The organism is Shewanella sp. OMA3-2 (assembly GCF_021513195.1).
In the GTDB taxonomy this organism is placed as follows: domain Bacteria; phylum Pseudomonadota; class Gammaproteobacteria; order Enterobacterales; family Shewanellaceae; genus Shewanella.
The window spans coordinates 1666024-1682674 of the sequence record NZ_CP090974.1 but is presented as its reverse complement, the minus strand read 5'-3'; the positions used below and the strand labels follow the sequence as shown (position 1 = coordinate 1682674).

Annotated in this window: 18 protein-coding genes and 1 pseudogene; 4 read left to right on the top strand and 15 right to left on the bottom strand. The window is 40.1% G+C overall.

Annotated elements, in window-relative coordinates:
* From L0B17_RS07485 to L0B17_RS07465, 5 genes are all read right to left on the bottom strand, one after another.
* On the bottom strand, nucleotides 1-582 hold the full coding sequence (locus tag L0B17_RS07485; protein ID WP_235088926.1) for a CBS domain-containing protein: 582 nt from the start codon (nucleotides 580-582) through the stop codon (nucleotides 1-3).
* Nucleotides 583-837: 255 nt separating this feature from the next.
* A complete protein-coding gene (locus L0B17_RS07480) occupies nucleotides 838-1374 on the bottom strand; it encodes a YaeQ family protein (RefSeq protein WP_235088923.1) in 537 nt (178 codons plus the stop codon).
* Between the two features lie 78 nt (nucleotides 1375-1452).
* On the bottom strand, nucleotides 1453-2364 hold the full coding sequence (locus L0B17_RS07475) for a precorrin-2 dehydrogenase/sirohydrochlorin ferrochelatase family protein (RefSeq protein WP_235088921.1): 912 nt from the start codon (nucleotides 2362-2364) through the stop codon (nucleotides 1453-1455).
* Entirely contained in the window at nucleotides 2365-2724 is a 360-nt protein-coding gene (locus L0B17_RS07470; RefSeq protein WP_235088920.1) for a rhodanese-like domain-containing protein, read from the bottom strand. It abuts the gene before it with no gap.
* Between the two features lie 118 nt (nucleotides 2725-2842).
* Nucleotides 2843-3160, bottom strand: a complete 318-nt coding sequence (locus L0B17_RS07465) for a putative signal transducing protein (RefSeq protein WP_235088918.1) — start codon at nucleotides 3158-3160, stop codon at nucleotides 2843-2845.
* 191 nt (nucleotides 3161-3351) lie between these two features.
* Between L0B17_RS07465 and L0B17_RS07460 the strand changes: the two genes are divergently transcribed.
* The gene (locus L0B17_RS07460) at nucleotides 3352-3756 is read left to right on the top strand and encodes a DUF3224 domain-containing protein (RefSeq protein ID WP_235088916.1); all 405 of its coding nucleotides are present in this window, start codon (nucleotides 3352-3354) and stop codon (nucleotides 3754-3756) included.
* 84 nt (nucleotides 3757-3840) lie between these two features.
* Here the strand turns inward: L0B17_RS07460 and secF are convergent, their stop codons facing one another.
* From secF to L0B17_RS07430, 6 genes are all read right to left on the bottom strand, one after another.
* Complete coding sequence (gene secF, locus L0B17_RS07455) at nucleotides 3841-4788, bottom strand: protein translocase subunit SecF (RefSeq protein WP_235088915.1); 948 nt, start codon at nucleotides 4786-4788, stop codon at nucleotides 3841-3843.
* A gap of 14 nt (nucleotides 4789-4802) precedes the next feature.
* Nucleotides 4803-6653, bottom strand: a complete 1851-nt coding sequence (gene secD / locus L0B17_RS07450; RefSeq protein WP_235088907.1) for a protein translocase subunit SecD — start codon at nucleotides 6651-6653, stop codon at nucleotides 4803-4805.
* Between the two features lie 17 nt (nucleotides 6654-6670).
* Nucleotides 6671-7003 carry a preprotein translocase subunit YajC gene (gene yajC, locus L0B17_RS07445; RefSeq protein ID WP_235088905.1) on the bottom strand — a complete coding sequence of 111 codons (333 nt, stop codon included), beginning with the start codon at nucleotides 7001-7003 and terminating at the stop codon, nucleotides 6671-6673.
* 62 nt (nucleotides 7004-7065) lie between these two features.
* Nucleotides 7066-8190, bottom strand: coding sequence for a tRNA guanosine(34) transglycosylase Tgt (gene tgt / locus L0B17_RS07440; protein WP_235088904.1), 1125 nt, complete (start codon nucleotides 8188-8190; stop codon nucleotides 7066-7068).
* Between the two features lie 155 nt (nucleotides 8191-8345).
* Nucleotides 8346-9386: a tRNA preQ1(34) S-adenosylmethionine ribosyltransferase-isomerase QueA gene (queA, locus tag L0B17_RS07435; RefSeq protein ID WP_235088900.1), complete on the bottom strand. Its 1041-nt coding sequence runs from the start codon at nucleotides 9384-9386 to the stop codon at nucleotides 8346-8348.
* Nucleotides 9387-9553: 167 nt separating this feature from the next.
* Nucleotides 9554-9763 (bottom strand): hypothetical protein, encoded by a 210-nt coding sequence (locus L0B17_RS07430; protein WP_235088898.1) that lies wholly within the window; start codon nucleotides 9761-9763, stop codon nucleotides 9554-9556.
* Between the two features lie 212 nt (nucleotides 9764-9975).
* Here L0B17_RS07430 and L0B17_RS07425 point away from each other — a divergent pair, with 212 nt between their 5' ends.
* The 3 genes from L0B17_RS07425 to L0B17_RS07415 all read left to right on the top strand — a co-directional run bounded on the left by L0B17_RS07425 (nucleotide 9976) and on the right by L0B17_RS07415 (nucleotide 11963).
* Nucleotides 9976-10572, top strand: coding sequence for an acyl carrier protein phosphodiesterase (locus tag L0B17_RS07425; protein ID WP_235088897.1), 597 nt, complete (start codon nucleotides 9976-9978; stop codon nucleotides 10570-10572).
* Nucleotides 10573-10641: 69 nt separating this feature from the next.
* Nucleotides 10642-11208 carry a protein disulfide oxidoreductase gene (locus tag L0B17_RS07420; RefSeq protein ID WP_235088895.1) on the top strand — a complete coding sequence of 189 codons (567 nt, stop codon included), beginning with the start codon at nucleotides 10642-10644 and terminating at the stop codon, nucleotides 11206-11208.
* A 101-nt stretch (nucleotides 11209-11309) separates the two neighbouring features.
* A complete protein-coding gene (locus tag L0B17_RS07415) occupies nucleotides 11310-11963 on the top strand; it encodes a pseudouridine synthase (RefSeq protein WP_235088893.1) in 654 nt (217 codons plus the stop codon).
* Between the two features lie 165 nt (nucleotides 11964-12128).
* Here L0B17_RS07415 and sstT read toward each other — a convergent pair whose 3' ends face one another.
* From sstT to L0B17_RS07395, 4 genes and pseudogenes are all read right to left on the bottom strand, one after another.
* Entirely contained in the window at nucleotides 12129-13355 is a 1227-nt protein-coding gene (gene sstT / locus L0B17_RS07410; RefSeq protein WP_235088891.1) for a serine/threonine transporter SstT, read from the bottom strand.
* Between the two features lie 144 nt (nucleotides 13356-13499).
* On the bottom strand, nucleotides 13500-14426 hold the full coding sequence (locus L0B17_RS07405) for a chemotaxis protein (protein ID WP_235088889.1): 927 nt from the start codon (nucleotides 14424-14426) through the stop codon (nucleotides 13500-13502).
* Nucleotides 14427-14711: 285 nt separating this feature from the next.
* A complete protein-coding gene (locus L0B17_RS07400; protein ID WP_235088888.1) occupies nucleotides 14712-15191 on the bottom strand; it encodes a protein-tyrosine phosphatase family protein in 480 nt (159 codons plus the stop codon).
* 7 nt (nucleotides 15192-15198) lie between these two features.
* Nucleotides 15199-16475, bottom strand: a pseudogene (locus L0B17_RS07395) (DEAD/DEAH box helicase).
* Nucleotides 16476-16651: the final 176 nt, after the last annotated feature.

Here is a 16651-nt window from a genome sequence, read left to right as displayed (position 1 = left end):
TTATACAACGAGAGGTTGAGGGATGATTGAGATCGCTTCAAAAATACTCGCAAAGCTGGTTGGCGTACTGACATCTATCTCTAACTGTAGTTTTTTAGCGATATCATTTGCTGATAACACACCACGTATTGTGTGATCCTCATGATCTGTCACTAAACAATGTTGTTGGCCTGCTGCTTTTAAGGTTTCAATCACATCACCAATTTTAGCATTGACAATATCAGCATAGGCAATCGCTTTTAATTCAGATTTCGGGATCATAAAATCACTAATTAACAAATTTTCGCGTAAATCGCCTTTGCCTAACTTTTTAACAATTTCTTGGCTACTCAATAAATCATAACTGATTAAACCAATAAAATGTTCTTTCTTATCAACAACTAACTTTAATCTAACGTGTGCTTTTTTCATCAAACGTTCAACTTCAATTGCAGAAGAGTGTGCATCGATAACAAGAGGTTTTACGTTTTTAAAGTCGGTAAACACATCTAAAGCAGATGAATAAAGGGTATGCTCTTGATGATTATCAGGCCAAGCCAACTCATCAATAGCTTCTACAGCATGTAGGGTTAATTTTTTCACAACGACATCCTTAGCAAAAATAAATCTAATATACTGATTTATATGCATTATAAAGAGTTACAACTGTTATTAACTGAAATTTATTATCTGCCCAAGGTAAGCATTTCACAACACATCGAAGGATTAAATTTAGTTCACACTTCGATAATTAAGGTTCAATTCAGCTTTATCAAGTATGGGTTGTGATAGGTAAGAAGGTTTTAAGATAGTTAAAAGAAGGATCACTGACCATAGAAAAGCCAGTGATTATTAAAATTATTGTAGTATTTCAGGTTCCACAAGTACGCTAATATCGGCATTAGATAACCATACTTGGCTTTCATTAATATTGATTTGCACCGCCATATTACGGCCAACAAATGCAGCTAATTGCTCTACCGCTGCTTCAGGGAAATTGACTATTTTTAGGTTTTTGTAACGGCTTAAAGTACTTTGGTTTTGTTGCCACCAAATAGGAACGCTGCGACCACCATAAGTATACAAAATGACATTTTTTGCCCGTCCGCAGGCTTTGCGCAGCCACTTTTCATCGGCCTGACCAAACTCAACCCACAAATTCACCACACCAGATAAATCGACATCCCACAATTCAGCCTCATCATCAACACAAAGCCCCTTACTAAATTGCAAAGATTCACTGGCATTGAGCGCAAATGCCAATAAACGCACCATCATACGAGTATCGGTTTCTGATGGGTGCTGTGCAATCGTTAATGGATGTTCACCATAGTAATGTCTGTCCATATCAGCTATTTGTAAATTGACTTTATAGACGGTAGATTTAGGCGCCATATTGACCTCAAAAATAAAAAACCGAGTTAGGTGCTAACTCGGTTATAAAAGATAAACGCAATCATAAATGAAATACGTTTAAATAGCCCCTGGTCTTAAATGTTTTGCCATGGGAAAGTGTGCTTTAAGTTGATTAATTTTTTCAGATGGCGCGACAAGCAACATCCTATCACCAAGCTCAAACTGTTTTGAAATAGTGCTTAACGCAGGTAATGACTCGCGTGATGCGTCACGCCTTAACAGCTCATTGGTATACTCATCTAAATCATTCTCAAAAAATACTACGTCCAGTTTTTGCAATAGTGGCATGACAGCTATCGGCAATAAGCTTGCTGGGGTTGTTTCATCCAACAATAAAATTTCACCACGGCTAGCATAACTGCTAAATGCTTGCTGATAATGCGCTTCAGTGGTGGTATCGAAACGATCTTGATTAAGATTAAAAAATCGTTCCCAAAATAATCGTCTCTCTTTGCCGTTGGTGAGCTTTTGCTGCACGTCCTCTCGCTTGCTCGCTACATAATCAAATAAAGGGGCTAATGAATTAGGTAGTAAGGTTTCTAAACGTGCACGAATTGTACGAGCAAATACCGGCGCAGCACCTGCGGTGCTTATCGCCACAACAAGTCGTCCTCTATCAACAATTGATGGCGTAATAAAGCGGCAGAATTTAGGGTTATCAACAACATTAACCCAAATACCATTCTGACTTGCTATGACGGCTAATTCAGTATTCAGCTGTTCGTTTGCAGTCGCTAAATAAATGAGGTCATAACATGACATGTCTTCTACAGAAATTTCTCGGCGCGAGAGCTTTATTCTGCCTTTATTGGCATAAGCTTCAATATCTGCAGCCACTTGTGGTGCAATGACATGAATAGTGGCATCAGTACGGGCCAGTAAATCAAGTTTTCGACTGGCCACTTCACCCGCACCAACGATTAAAACAAACAGTTCTTTTGTATCGACAAATAATGGAAAATATTGCACTTAATCTTGCACCACTGGAAATTGATGTTGAACCCAGGTTTTAAAACCACCGACTAATGATCCAACCTGGGTATATCCCATTAGCTGAATATTATAAGCGGCTAATGATGAGCGATGTCCACCACCGCAATACAGCAATAACGGTGTTGATTTATCAGGAAATCGCGTTTCAATATCACGCTCAATAATTCCCTTACCTAAGTGTTTTGCGTTAGGTAAATGGCCTTGTAACCATTCGTGATCTTCTCTAACATCAATTAATACCCATTTGTCATCTGCTTGATATTGTTCAATGCTAACATGAGTGACTTTGTCATTAATTGAATCAACCAATTGCGCAAATGCTGAAGTAGACTGCATAATTCCCCCTGTACTGAATCCTGAATATAAAAGCATTTAATTTGATAATGAATTGCTTAACTTATCGACAAACGGATACGTAAATAAATCGATAAAAATGCAAAAAGGAGCCATAAACTTAGTTGTGAGTCTCACTTTTGGGAGAGCTACACTGCCAACAAAGCTCAAAACTACCTTCATTGGTTTCATGACACTGTATACATTGCCATTGTGGCTGCTCAACATCTAAGTTAGCCAAAATGCTTTGGGCTGTACTTATGTGTTCTGTATCTATCCATAACTCAACACTTTGAAGATCAACAGGTAACTCACCTACACCTCCCATTAATGCCTCACCACGTAAATCAACTTCAATCCCACTGGTTTCCAACAAACCTTTCCAAGTATGTGCTTGAAGTAAATTGCCGCCGGTTAATAACACTTTGCGTTGTTCCATTATTATTATCCTACTACATTGCTTTTCGCGTCATTAAAACCAAAGTTTAATTTATCACTTTAGCAAAATTTTGCATTCATCCTACTGACAAAGTTATTAGCTGTCGAGATGAGATTATGTTGCTTATCCGTCATTCGACAACATCAACAATTAAGACTATAACTTTATCATTGAAATATAGAAAAGAGTGGATGATGGCTTCAATTAAAATAGTTAACAGTACTTCCAAAATTACAGCATGGGATGAAAAGGCTTATGCGACGTTTGAGAATGATGTGAAACACACTCAAGCAAAAATCAGTCAACACTACACAGGCGAACTCAATGGTAAAGCTGATGTAATGTATTTAATGGTTTACCAGTCAGCCACTGAAGCGGTATTTGTTGGTTATGAGACTATCACTGCCACCATAAACAATTTATCCGGCACACTAACCTTACAACACTTGGGGCAGTATAGAAATGGCATTGCTAGCAGCGAATTTACTGTTGTGGCTGATTCAGGTCGTGGTGATTTTACTAACATTGTAGGTAAAGGCCATTTTTCATCAACCACTAATGGCCAAGCTGAATACCATTTCGAGTTAAAAATGTAGTTTGTAGGGATTAAACATAAAAAAGCCACTTCATTAATATGAAGTGGCTTTTTGTGCTTACTCTATGCTTTCAACTCATGCTGATTAAGGCATCATTGGAGGCTGATCGGCACCTTCTTTTTCAATTTCAACTGGCATCATATGCTCACGGTTAATACCCAATTTAATCGCTAAATAACTCGCAACATAAATCGATGAGTAAGTACCCACAAAAATACCACACAGTAACGCGGTAGCGAAACCGTGGATCATAGTGCCACCTTTTAAAAATAGCGCGATAACCACAATTAGCGTAGTACCAGTCGTAATAACAGTACGGCTCATTGTTTGAGTAATTGATTGGTTAACAATTTCTTCAGGCGTGCCTTTACGCATTTTGAGGAAATTCTCACGAATACGGTCATAGACAACAATCGTATCGTTCAGTGAGTAACCCACTACGGTTAATAGTCCCGCTAAAACGGTTAAGTCAAACTCAAGCTGTAATATAGAAAATACGCCCAAGGTAACAATAACGTCATGGGCAAGCGCGGCTACAGAGCCCGCAGCTAATCGCCATTCAAAACGAAACGACACATAAATCAAAATACAGATTAATGCGACAATAACCGCTAGACCACCTTGCTCGGCTAACTGTTTACCTACCTGAGGTCCAACAAATTCAACACGCTTTTGAATCGCGTTGTCATCCATTGAATTAACCACTTTCATAATGCCAATGGCTTGTAGGTCGCTTTTAATGTTTTCACGAACAGGTAAGCGAAATAGCACATCTCGGCTTGAACCGAAGTTTTGTACCACTGCACCTTCCGTTTCTACAGAAGTAAGCTTGCCGCGTAACACATTTAAATCAACAGGGTTTGAAAACTCTACTTCAACAACCGTACCACCGGTAAAATCTAACCCCCAGTTAATGCCTTTTGTTCCTAAAGAAACAAATGAGGCAATCACTAGAAGCATCGAAATAATACTTATCGGCGCAGCATGGCGAAGAAAGTTGACGGTATTATTAACTGAAAATAACTGAAACATGTTCAACTCCTCCCTTAAATTGACAGCGTTTTAAGACGTTTACCGCCCCAAAGCGCATTCACGATTGAACGAGTACCGACAATGGCGGTAAACATTGAAGTCGCAATACCTATCATTAAGGTCACCGCGAAACCTTTCACAGCACCAGTACCAACAGCAAACAAAATGAGCGCTGTCATAAAGGTGGTAATGTTGGCATCAGCAATGGTTGAAAATGCATTGGCATAACCTTCATGAATCGCCTGCTGAACACTGCGTCCAGCCAGTAACTCTTCACGAATACGTTCATAAATAAGTACGTTACCATCAACGGCCATACCTACGGTCAATACCATACCGGCTATACCAGGAAGCGTTAATACTGCTCCAGGGATCATTGACATCACGCCGACAACCATCACTAGGTTAGCAAGCAGTGCCAAGTTAGCAATAAAGCCAAATGCACGATAATAAACCAGCATAAATATCAATACGATAGCCAAACCAAAAATCATGGCTTGCATACCGTTTTGAATATTTTCAGCACCCAAACTTGGACCAATGGTACGTTCTTCAACAATCGTCACAGGTGCAATCAAGGCACCAGCACGTAACAGTAAAGCCAAGCTTTGCGCTTCTTTATGCTCAAGGCCGGTAATGACAAAGTTACGTCCTAAACGTGCTTGAATAGTGGCAACCGAAATGACTTCTTCAATCTTAGTCATTTTCACAGTGCCATCAGGATTACGTAGACCGCTGTCCTTGTATTCAATAAACAAGGTCGCCATTGGTTTGCCAATGTTGTCCTTGGTCACGTTTGAGAAAATATTACCGCCTTTAGCGTCTAAGTTAATCGCCACTTGCGGACGGCTATACTCATCAAAAGTAGGTTGTGCACCTGTAATATGATCACCGGTTAACATCACTTCTTTACGCAGAACAGCTATTCCACCGTCACGTCGAGGATAAACCTCTGAAGCAGCTGACACTCGACCACTTGCCGCAGCAGCGGGATCGGCTTTGTCATCGACCATACGGAATTCAATTGAAGCGGTTGCACCTAAAATCTCTTTAGCACGTGCCGTATCTTGAACACCTGGTAATTCAACAATAATGCGCTCGGCGCCTTGACGTTGAACAACTGGCTCAGCTACCCCTAACTCGTTTACACGGTTACGGATAGTAGTAATGTTTTGTTGTAACGCTTCTTCTTTAACTTGCTTGATATAAGCATCGCTCATATCGGCAACTAAAAAGAAATTGCCATCACGACTGCCATCTGAATAAACCATGTCGTTGCTTTTGGTTTTCAAAAAACGTTCAGCTACGCCCACAGTTTCGGCATCACGAAATTTAATTTCGATACCTTTAGGGGTTTTACGGATCCCCGCGTAACGAATTTTCTCTTCGCGCAGTTGGCTACGAAAATCAGCTATTTTAGCTTCTTCCATTTTACGTAACGCTTCGCCCATATCCACTTCCATTAAGAAGTGAACACCACCACGAAGATCAAGACCTAACTTCATTGGTGAGCCACCAACAGCTTCAAGCCATTCTGGTGTTGCCGGCGCTAAGTTCAATGCAACGGTATAGTTGTTACCTAATGCCTCTGCAATCGCTTCTTTAGCCAGTAGTTGCTGTTCAGGATCACTGACACGCACTAACAATTGGCCATTTTCGAGCTCAGAGCGTTTAATCGCTATGCCTTTGCTCTCAAGTACGGCTGTGATGTTTGATTGCGTGGTGACTGTGACTTCAGCACTACGAGTCGCGACAACTTGAACAGCATGGTCTTCACCAAAAAGGTTCGGCATTGCATAAAAACACCCGACGGCGATAAAAATTATCACCATCAAGTTTTTCCACATAGGGTATTTATTTAACACTCTGACGCCCTCTTGGCTTATAGCGATGCAATAGAACCTTTAGGTAATACTGCCGCAATATAGTCCTTCTTAATGGTGATTTGATTGTTATCATTAATCGCTAATAATACATAATCATTTTCATCATTGATTTTGGTCACTTTGCCTAAAATGCCACCACTAGTAAGCACTTCATCACCTTTTGAAATCGATGACATTAGGTTTTTATGCTCTTTAACACGCTTTGACTGTGGACGGAAAATCATGAAGTAAAAGATTAAGCCGAACATGACCAGCATGAACACTAATTCCATGGTGCCGCCACTTTGAGGTCCGCCAGCTGCGCTTGCATATGCATTTGAAATAAACATAGTTTTCTCTCTTCTTATAAATAAACAATTAAATGAACAAAAAAGCCTAAATAAACAGTAAATTAGCCTTTAAACTCAGGCACTTCACGTCCCAAACCGGTGTAGAAGTCTTTTACAAAGGCGTCTAATGTACCTGTCTGAATCGCACCGCGCAAACCTTCCATCAAAATTTGATAATAACGTAGATTATGAATGGTGTTTAAACGCGCACCTAAGATCTCATTACAACGATCTAAGTGATATAAATAGGCGCGTGAATAGTTTTTACAGGTATAACAATCACACTTAGGATCGAGCGTTGAAGTGTCATCACGATGACGTGCATTACGAATTTTAATCACACCTTCGCTGGTAAATAAATGACCATTGCGAGCGTTTCGTGTTGGCATAACACAATCAAACATGTCAACACCACGACGCACACCTTCAACTAAGTCTTCTGGTTTACCTACGCCCATTAAATAGCGCGGTTTATCAGCAGGTAACTGTGGACAAACATGTTCAAGAATGCGATGCATGTCTGCTTTAGGTTCACCTACCGCTAATCCGCCAACCGCATAACCGTCAAAACCGATATTGGTTAAGCCTTCGATAGATTCGTCACGTAAATCCTCGAATACACCACCTTGGATAATACCGAATAACGAATTAGGATTTTCCAAACGGTCAAACTCATCACGTGAACGTTTAGCCCAACGCAAAGACATTTGCATCGATTTACGCGCTTCATCATGTGTTGCTGGATAAGGTGTACATTCATCAAAAATCATCACTACATCACTGCCTAATGAATTTTGAATTTGCATCGACTTTTCAGGGTCTAAGAAAATCTTTTCACCATTAATTGGTGAACGAAAATGTACCCCTTCTTCAGTGATCTTACGTATATCACCTAAACTGAATACTTGAAATCCACCCGAATCGGTTAAAATTGGCCGCTGCCAATTCATGAAGTCATGTAAGTCACCGTGCTTACGCATGATTTCTTCACCAGGACGCAACCATAAATGGAAGGTATTTCCGAGTAGAATATCAGCGCCCGTCTCGCGGACTTCTTCTGGGGTCATACCTTTTACAGTACCGTAAGTCCCTACAGGCATGAAGGCTGGCGTCTCTACTGTGCCACGCTCAAATACTAGGCGGCCACGACGCGCACGTCCATCGGTTGTATCTAACTCAAATTTCATAAATCACCTTGTCAGATAAACAGTCTGACTCGTTGTTGTTTCAATAGTAATGAGGGCAAATGTTCATACTTCAAGTAATGAACAGTCAAACCCGTAAAAATTCAATAAAAAAGCCCACATATGAGTGGGCGCTTATTTTAAATCAATTTTACCACTTACGGGGCTTTTTTCGTCACAAACATCGCATCGCCATAGCTAAAAAAGCGATATTTTTGCTCAATTGCGTGATGATAGGCCTTCATCACCTCTTCATAACCGGCAAATGCGCTCAATAGCATGATTAATGTCGACTCAGGAAGATGGAAATTAGTCACCATAGCGTCAACGACTTTAAATTGATAACCAGGATAAATAAAAATATCTGTATCACCACAAAACTCGGTTAATGGATTATCGCCACATGCTTTAGCTGCGCTTTCTAACGAACGTACAGAAGTCGTACCGACCGCGACAACACGCTTTCCTGCGGCTTTAGTTTGTGCAATTAACTCAACCACCTCTTTTGGCACATCCGCCCATTCCGAATGCATGATGTGCTCAAGCACGTTATCCACTCTTACTGGCTGAAAAGTACCCGCACCAACATGAAGCGTAACAAACGCAATATTTACGCCTTTATCTTTCAATGCCGCAAGCATTGCATCATCAAAGTGTAAACCCGCCGTAGGGGCAGCAACTGCACCTGGCTTTTGGTTATACACTGTTTGATAACGCTCTTTATCAGCATCTTCATCGGGACGGTCAATATAAGGAGGTAACGGCATATGGCCGATTTGCTCAAGGACTTCTAAAATCGTGTTATCAGATAGCAGCTCAAGCTCAAATAAAGCATCATGGCGAGCAACCATTTTCATTTGGTAGCCAGCATCTAAATTAATTAAACTGTCTACTTTTGGCGATTTTGAACTGCGCACGTGAGCCAGAATACGCTTGTCATCTAACATGCGCTCCACAAGGACTTCTAGTTTTCCGCCAGTTGATTTTTGGCCAAATAATCGTGCGGGGATCACGCGGGTATTGTTGAACACCATCAAATCACCAGGATTTATCATTTGTAATAAATCGGTGAATGTTTTATCCGCTAACGCGCCATTATGGCCATCAAGCGTCAGTAAACGTGATGCATTACGTTGTGCGGTTGGATACCGTGCAATCAATTCATCAGGAAGATCAAACGAAAAGTCAGTGACGCGCATAATGGGATCTCAACTAGGCAAAAAACGGCCGCCAGTCTATGGCTACCATCAATTAATATCAAGTCTAGACTGCCTATTTATGACAATATTATTAGTATGGCCTGGTTATAAACGCTAGTAATTCGAGCAATTAACCTATGTCATGACTTAATCGATTTACTCGTTGATCACTTAATTAAAGAGTCCGGAGAAGAAGCGATATCAGATGCTTCACTTTCACCAGAAGCTAATCCATCTATATTAGTGGCATTGTCAGTATTTGAATGTTTAAAATCATCCATACTAAAACGGTAAGAATGATAATGTAAATCGACCTGTACTTTGCGGCGTACCTGCATAGGTTCGCGACCTAATATTTTATTAATCCAGCTTTTCATCTTCCATGATCCTAAAAATAATATTAATCGTGTTTCTAAATAATCTTAATAGCATCATGATTACGGCTTTATTCATTCAGCCGAGACAGACTCTGTGATACATTAGCTCGATGCGTTATCAATGCATTGGATTAATGCATAACTAACGAATAGATTGATTATTTTTCACCCGCTATCATACTGTAAAATTTTTAAAAAAGAAGTATAAAATTATGAACTTTTTAGCACATTTACATCTCGCAGATATTAGCGACACCCACCTCTCTGCTAATCTTGCTGGTGATTTTGCTAAAGGCAGCATAATCGATCACCCTAAACACTTGCAGCAAGGGATCTGGTTACATAGACAAATTGACATAGTGACGGACTCTCATGAAATCATTAAGGATTTATTAACTCAGTTTCCAACCAGTTCTCGTCGGGTTGCGCCTATTTTAATCGATCTCGCATTTGATCATTATCTGGCTTATTACTGGGAAGAATATCATCAACAATCATTACAAGATTTCACTCAAAAAGCTTATCAATGCATGCAGACAACTGCAGACTTACCAGCCAAACTGCAAACGATTATTCCAAGTATTATTCAACAAGACTGGTTAAGCAGTTATCAATCGAAACAAGGTTTGAACCAGGCCATTACTGGCGTCAGTAAGCGTCTGTCTAAACCTGAGTTATTTAATAGCGCGATAAAAGATGTTGATAAACTTTACATCGAAATTGAAATTGCATTCCGCACCTTTTACCCTCAACTAATGGCGTACAGCCGTATTTATAGTCGTAAAACGCCTGCAGAATATTTAGTTTAATCATTAAGTATTTAGCCATTTATTATACGGTAAATAAGATGAAGCTATTAACGCTTAGGATAACAGCTAATGAACAGTAAAATCTCACTTCGCCAACGTATGCGTACCGGCTCATTCTGGCTAAAACAACTGCGCGACCTCGGTATTATGCTAGTGATTTTTTTCGCTATAGCCGCTTATTTACAACGCGACATGATCAATGGCCAAGCGCCCACTTTAACGGCTGTGACGATAAACCAACAGCCTTTTGACTTAACGTCGTTAGCATCAACATCAACTAAGCCCACACTGGTTTACTTTTGGGGCACCTGGTGTTCAGCGTGTAAAATAACCTCACCAATGGTCAACTCAGTTGCTGAGTCAACCGATTATCAAGTCATATCGATTGCCGTTGCTTCAGGCTCTGATGATGATATCGCACAACATATGCAACTGAATCAGCTCAGTTTTGAAGTCATTAACGAAGAACAATTACCACAAGTATTAAATCAGCCGAGTTTATCGCAACAATGGGGCGCAAATGCTTTTCCTTCTATTTATATTATTGATAATAATCAGCATATCCGCTTTGTTACCGCAGGTGTCACCACGAGTTGGGGCTTAAAATTACGTTTATGGCTGACGACTTTTTTGTAAACTCAAACAAGCAATATCATTAGCAATACTTATTGTAGAAACCTGAACTGACTGTAGAGCCCTAAACTGCACTCTGTATTAAGTGACCAAAGAGAAAATCAATGCACATTTTTACTTATCAGCCACCCAGCATTCCTTGGCTAGACATTCGATACGTAGACAGAGACATTATTGTAATCAATAAGCCGTCAGGATTATTATCTAATCCAGGGCGAGCGCCTGAAACTCGTGACTGTGCGATTAATCGGGTACTTGAGCGATATTCTGACGCCATTTTGGTTCATCGACTTGACTGTGACACCTCAGGTATTTTAATTTTCGCCCGTAATAAAAAAGCGGAATCACATTTAAAAACTCAATTTCAAAATCGGCAGGCTAAAAAAGTCTATATTGCAGAAGTCATTGGCCATATCGCCAGCCAAGCAGGCCAAATTGATTTAGCTTTAGGGCCAATGATAGATAATCCGCCTTTTCAACATGTCACCGACCAAGGCAAAACGGCTATAACCGACTATAAAGTCATTGAACTACGTCCCCACTCCACTTTAATTGAACTTAGCCCGCATACTGGTAGAACCCACCAGCTTAGGGTACATATGTTGGCGTTAGGTCATCCTATTCTTGGCGACACATTTTATGCTGATAAAGCTGGCATAGATGCTAGCCCACGATTAAAATTACATGCTCAGTCGTTAACGATTACTCATCCCTATAAGCAAACCCTATTAGCATTTGTTAGCTTGGCTCATTTTTAGCACCTCTTGGTTCGTGATTTAACCTGCTTATTCCAATAAAAATGCCGCCCCTTTTTAGGGGCGGCATTTTTGTTTCAAATACATCAACACTATTACATGACTATTATGACATTAGCATCATTGTATCGGGGTCTGTTGAATATAAAAAACGCAATAACATAGCGATTAAACTAGATTTGCTTTATTCTCCGCCGCTTCACAAGCCGCAGCGGTAAACACCACATCAGTTGAACTATTTAAGGCTGTTTCAGCAGAGTCTTGAATAACCCCAATAATAAAGCCAACCGCAACAACTTGCATAGCGACATCATTTGAAATACCAAATAGGCTACATGCCAAAGGGATTAGCAATAACGAGCCACCAGCAACACCTGATGCGCCACAAGCAGATACTGCAGCAACGACACTGAGTAAAATTGCCGTCATAATATCAATTTGAATTCCTAAGGTATTAACAGCAGCTAAAGTCAGTACTGTAATCGTAATCGCAGCCCCACCCATGTTAACAGTGGCGCCCAGTGGAATTGACACTGAATAAGTATCTTTATGCAGCTTTAACTCTTCACACAAGGCCATATTAACTGGAATATTAGCGGCACTTGAACGGGTGAAAAACGCGGTAACGCCACTTGAACGTAAGCATTTTAATACCAGTGGGTAAGGGTTACGTTTAATTTTAATGTATACAATTAGTGGATTTACCACCAATGCAATAAACAACATAGCGCCAACTAGCACCAACAATAGTTGACCGTACCAGGCTAACGCTGCAAAGCCCGTGGTGGCAAAAGTTGCCGCAACTAAACCGAAAATACCAATAGGCGCTAAACGAATAACAAACCGTACAATGGTCGACACGCCATCGCTTATATCAGATAACATACGTTTGCTTGACTCACTTGCATGGTGCATTGCCACACCTAAGCCAATGCCCCAGGCTAAAATGCCAATATAATTACCTGTCATTAATGCATTAACCGGATTATCAACCACTTTAAACATTAAAGTATTTAGTACTTCGCCAATCCCCTGTGGAGGGTTAGAACCTTCAATACCTGTGGCTAATAATAATGTGGTTGGAAACATGAAACTGAACATAACCGCGGTAATCGCTGCGGCTAAAGTACCAATCAAATACAGCATGATAATTGGACGCATATTGGTTTGGCTGTCTTTCTTTTGATTCGCAATAGATGATGCGACTAAAACGAACACTAAAATAGGTGCAATAGCTTTTAATGCGCCGACAAATAGATCACCTAAAAAAGCAACCTGCCCTGCGGCTTCGCTTGACACAGAGGCAAGGATAACGCCAAAAATGATCCCGCCAATAATTTGTAGTACTAAGCTACCATTAGCAATACGTGCAAACAGTGATGTGTTTTGATTCATTACTTTACCTTAACATTATTTATTATTATTGATTTACTTACTGGGGTCTGTATATCAGGATGCGACGGGCAAAGTCTAGCAAAGACGTTAAATTGATGCAGAAATTACCCTAAACTTCCATGTTAGCCACATAAATTAAACATGCTAACGGGGGGATTTAACCAAGTTTGCTGTATCGCTAAGATATTTTGCACCACGAAGCATGGCTTCAATCAGCTCTTTGGCATCAAACTTAGTTAACGCTTCATTAGCACCAACTTGCTTAGCTTGGCTTAAACTAATTTCACTTGAAAGCGAGGTATGTAAAATAATATAAGCTTTAGCAATGTCGGGATTATCTTTGACCTCAAATGATAACTCATATCCATCAAGACCAGGCATTTCTATGTCACTCACCAGTAAGTCTACTGGTCTGCGCTCTTTTGCCGCATCAACCATCATAGTTAATGCTTCTTGGCCATTAGATGTCACTTGGTAGGCAATATTCATTGAATCTAATGCATCGGATAGCTGCTTACGGGCAACTTTTGAGTCATCAACAATTAAAATACGCAAAGGTTTGAGTTTTTCACGTTGCACATCGGTCAAAATGGCACGGTTAACTGATGGGTCATGCGGGAAGATTTTTGATAGTAATAACTCAACATCTAACAATTGCACTAACTGACCTTCAAAACGCGTGACTCCCGTTAAAAAGGCGTTCTTGCCTAAATTAGTCGCCGGCGGTTCAATATCGCGCCAATTACATTCAATAATTTTGTCTATTGCACGCACAACAAAACCAATCACCATTCGCTGGCAGTCAGTAATAATAATAAAACAATTTTTTAATTCACTTTCATCAATCGGTCTAAATCCAATACCTGCGGCCATATCGATAACCGGAATAGTACCACCACGCACAGCCGCTGCGCCCATAATACTAGGATGAGAATTAGGGATTTTTGTCAATGCAGTAAAAGGCACCAACTCACGAATTTTTAATGTGCCCAATGCAAACAATTGACTCTGATTTAAATGAAACAAGAGCAATCCTTGTGATTGACTTGCTTTACTAACCTTTGATGCCATTGAGTGTCCTCACTAAAAATATAAAATGACTACTTTGACAATATAGCAGTAAATGGTTGTCATTATTGTGCTATCGATTCAATTTTCTATTTGAAAAAATATAGCAAAAAAGAATAAATGACTATTTCAATACCATTTGGAGATAATCGTTAAGTAAAATGGATATTGCCTCAGAAGGTGACATCCAATAAAAAAGGAATACTCAGCAGAACAGTACAGAATCATGAATAAACCGACTCAGCATTGAACTGTTAAGTATTCCTTTATTCTAACCAATACAAATAATTAGTTAGATGAACTTTGTAATCTGTATAACACGTCGTAAACAAACTGGTCCCAGCCTTCAGCGTCAAACGCTAATCCACTGGCATTGCGTACCTGACTCACTGCATGCACAGGTGCAGCACCATTTTCCATTAAATAATACGCCATCATAAGTTCGGTACGATTAATCCCCGAACGGCAATGTAGTAATACTGCTTTATTTTCCGATTCAGCCTGACGAATAAATGCTAATACCTTAGGCATAATTTCAGCACAAATTTCAACATCACTTTCAACAGGTGGAATATTATCAGGTAAGTTAAATACTTGATGCGCTATACCTAAATCAGCCATAGCTTGTGTGTCACACATAGCACCATCATTCAGAGAGGCTATCGCACCAAACCCTGCGGCCTTTAACTCTGTTAAATCCCATGCATCTTTATTGGGACCACTACGTCCTGCAAGTTGCCCATCTATTAACCAAAAAACTTGTTTCATATACCTACTACTTAATTTCGTTTTTAGACCAAACATTTACATTTTCAGGAGGAAGTTTATTACGCTTCTTTTTTCCCGTTCCTGCCGGCTTAGCCATTGGTTTAACGATTTGCGCGCTTAATGGCATTTCTTCATCAGCCTCAAAGCCAGCTATTTGCTCACGTTCAAGGCGAATTTGATTTTTTTCTCTATTACTGAAAAATGATGATAATCATCATGACAAAGCAAGCTAATGGCTAAACCCACTTCACCAGCTCGGCCACTTCGACCAATACGGTGCATATAATCAGCGGGACTACGTGGCAAGTCAAAATTAATCACCACAGGTAGTTTTTCAATATCAATACCGCGAGCTGCTATGTCGGTGGCAATTAATACATCAATTTCAGACAATTTGAAAGCTTCTAATACACGATTTCTTGCACCCTGAGCTTTATCGCCGTGAAACACTTCAGCATTAATGCCTCTTTTAGCCAATTTTTGCGCTAAATGATTACAGGTATTTTTAGCATTCACAAAAATAAGCGCTTGGCGCCATTGATTTTCATTGATCAAATGCGCTAACAAAGCTGTTTTAGATTCACGGTTTACAGTAAAAACACGTTGCACCAGAGTGCTCGCTTCAGCACTTTGCAATTGTATTTCAAGTGGCTTAGTCAGCAATGATGAAGCTAAGGTTTGAACATCTTCGGGAAATGTCGCCGAAAATAATAATGTTTGTTTACGTTTTGGCATTAACGCTAATACTTGATTTAACTCTTCGGTAAAACCAAGGCTTAACATGCGATCAGCTTCATCCAGCACTAAATGCGAAACTGTATTTAACTTAAGTGCATTTGAAGACAGTAAATCGAGTAATCGCCCTGGCGTCGCAACGACAACATCCGCACCACCACGCAAAGCTAACATTTGGGTATTAACTGACACCCCACCATAAATAGCCACGGTTTTAATCAAGCCATTTAAATGACTTGCGTAAGACTGAAAACTATCGGCCACCTGCTTAGCTAGCTCACGCGTTGGCACCAACACTAAGCAACTGACATTATTATTTTTTGAGGTACTTTTTTTGGTGGCAAGGCTTAAATGTTGAATGATAGGTAATGCAAACGCAGCTGTTTTACCTGAACCGGTATTTGCTCCGGCAAGAATATCCTGACCTTGCAATAACGCCGGAATTGTCGCTGCTTGCACCGGTGTTGGGGAGGTATAATTTAGCTCAACAAGCCGCGCTAGCAAAGGCGCAGATAAGCCAAAATCAGTAAAAGTAGCAGTTTGGGTCATGTATCAATTCAATTAATTTGGGTAAACCGCAATTTTACATTAGTTTGTAGGTGAAGTCTGAAATAATTCACTAAGCTGAGTGCGGTTTTGTAAGCTGATAATACCATTCTAAAATTTAGAAAGAGCGACGACATTATCGAAAATACTTTAAATAGGAAATAACAAACCAGATCCCC

Coding starts and splice junctions, on each gene's coding strand:
- L0B17_RS07480 (WP_235088923.1), bottom strand. CDS start 1,374: ATGGCGCCTAAATCTACCGTCTATAAAGTCAATTTACAAATAGCTGAT.
- L0B17_RS07470 (WP_235088920.1), bottom strand. CDS start 2,724: ATGCAGTCTACTTCAGCATTTGCGCAATTGGTTGATTCAATTAATGAC.
- L0B17_RS07465 (WP_235088918.1), bottom strand. CDS start 3,160: ATGGAACAACGCAAAGTGTTATTAACCGGCGGCAATTTACTTCAAGCA.
- L0B17_RS07460 (WP_235088916.1), top strand. CDS start 3,352: ATGATGGCTTCAATTAAAATAGTTAACAGTACTTCCAAAATTACAGCA.
- secF (WP_235088915.1), bottom strand. CDS start 4,788: ATGTTTCAGTTATTTTCAGTTAATAATACCGTCAACTTTCTTCGCCAT.
- yajC (WP_235088905.1), bottom strand. CDS start 7,003: ATGTTTATTTCAAATGCATATGCAAGCGCAGCTGGCGGACCTCAAAGT.
- tgt (WP_235088904.1), bottom strand. CDS start 8,190: ATGAAATTTGAGTTAGATACAACCGATGGACGTGCGCGTCGTGGCCGC.
- queA (WP_235088900.1), bottom strand. CDS start 9,386: ATGCGCGTCACTGACTTTTCGTTTGATCTTCCTGATGAATTGATTGCA.
- L0B17_RS07430 (WP_235088898.1), bottom strand. CDS start 9,763: ATGAAAAGCTGGATTAATAAAATATTAGGTCGCGAACCTATGCAGGTA.
- L0B17_RS07425 (WP_235088897.1), top strand. CDS start 9,976: ATGAACTTTTTAGCACATTTACATCTCGCAGATATTAGCGACACCCAC.
- L0B17_RS07420 (WP_235088895.1), top strand. CDS start 10,642: ATGAACAGTAAAATCTCACTTCGCCAACGTATGCGTACCGGCTCATTC.
- L0B17_RS07415 (WP_235088893.1), top strand. CDS start 11,310: ATGCACATTTTTACTTATCAGCCACCCAGCATTCCTTGGCTAGACATT.
- sstT (WP_235088891.1), bottom strand. CDS start 13,355: ATGAATCAAAACACATCACTGTTTGCACGTATTGCTAATGGTAGCTTA.
- L0B17_RS07405 (WP_235088889.1), bottom strand. CDS start 14,426: ATGGCATCAAAGGTTAGTAAAGCAAGTCAATCACAAGGATTGCTCTTG.
- L0B17_RS07400 (WP_235088888.1), bottom strand. CDS start 15,191: ATGAAACAAGTTTTTTGGTTAATAGATGGGCAACTTGCAGGACGTAGT.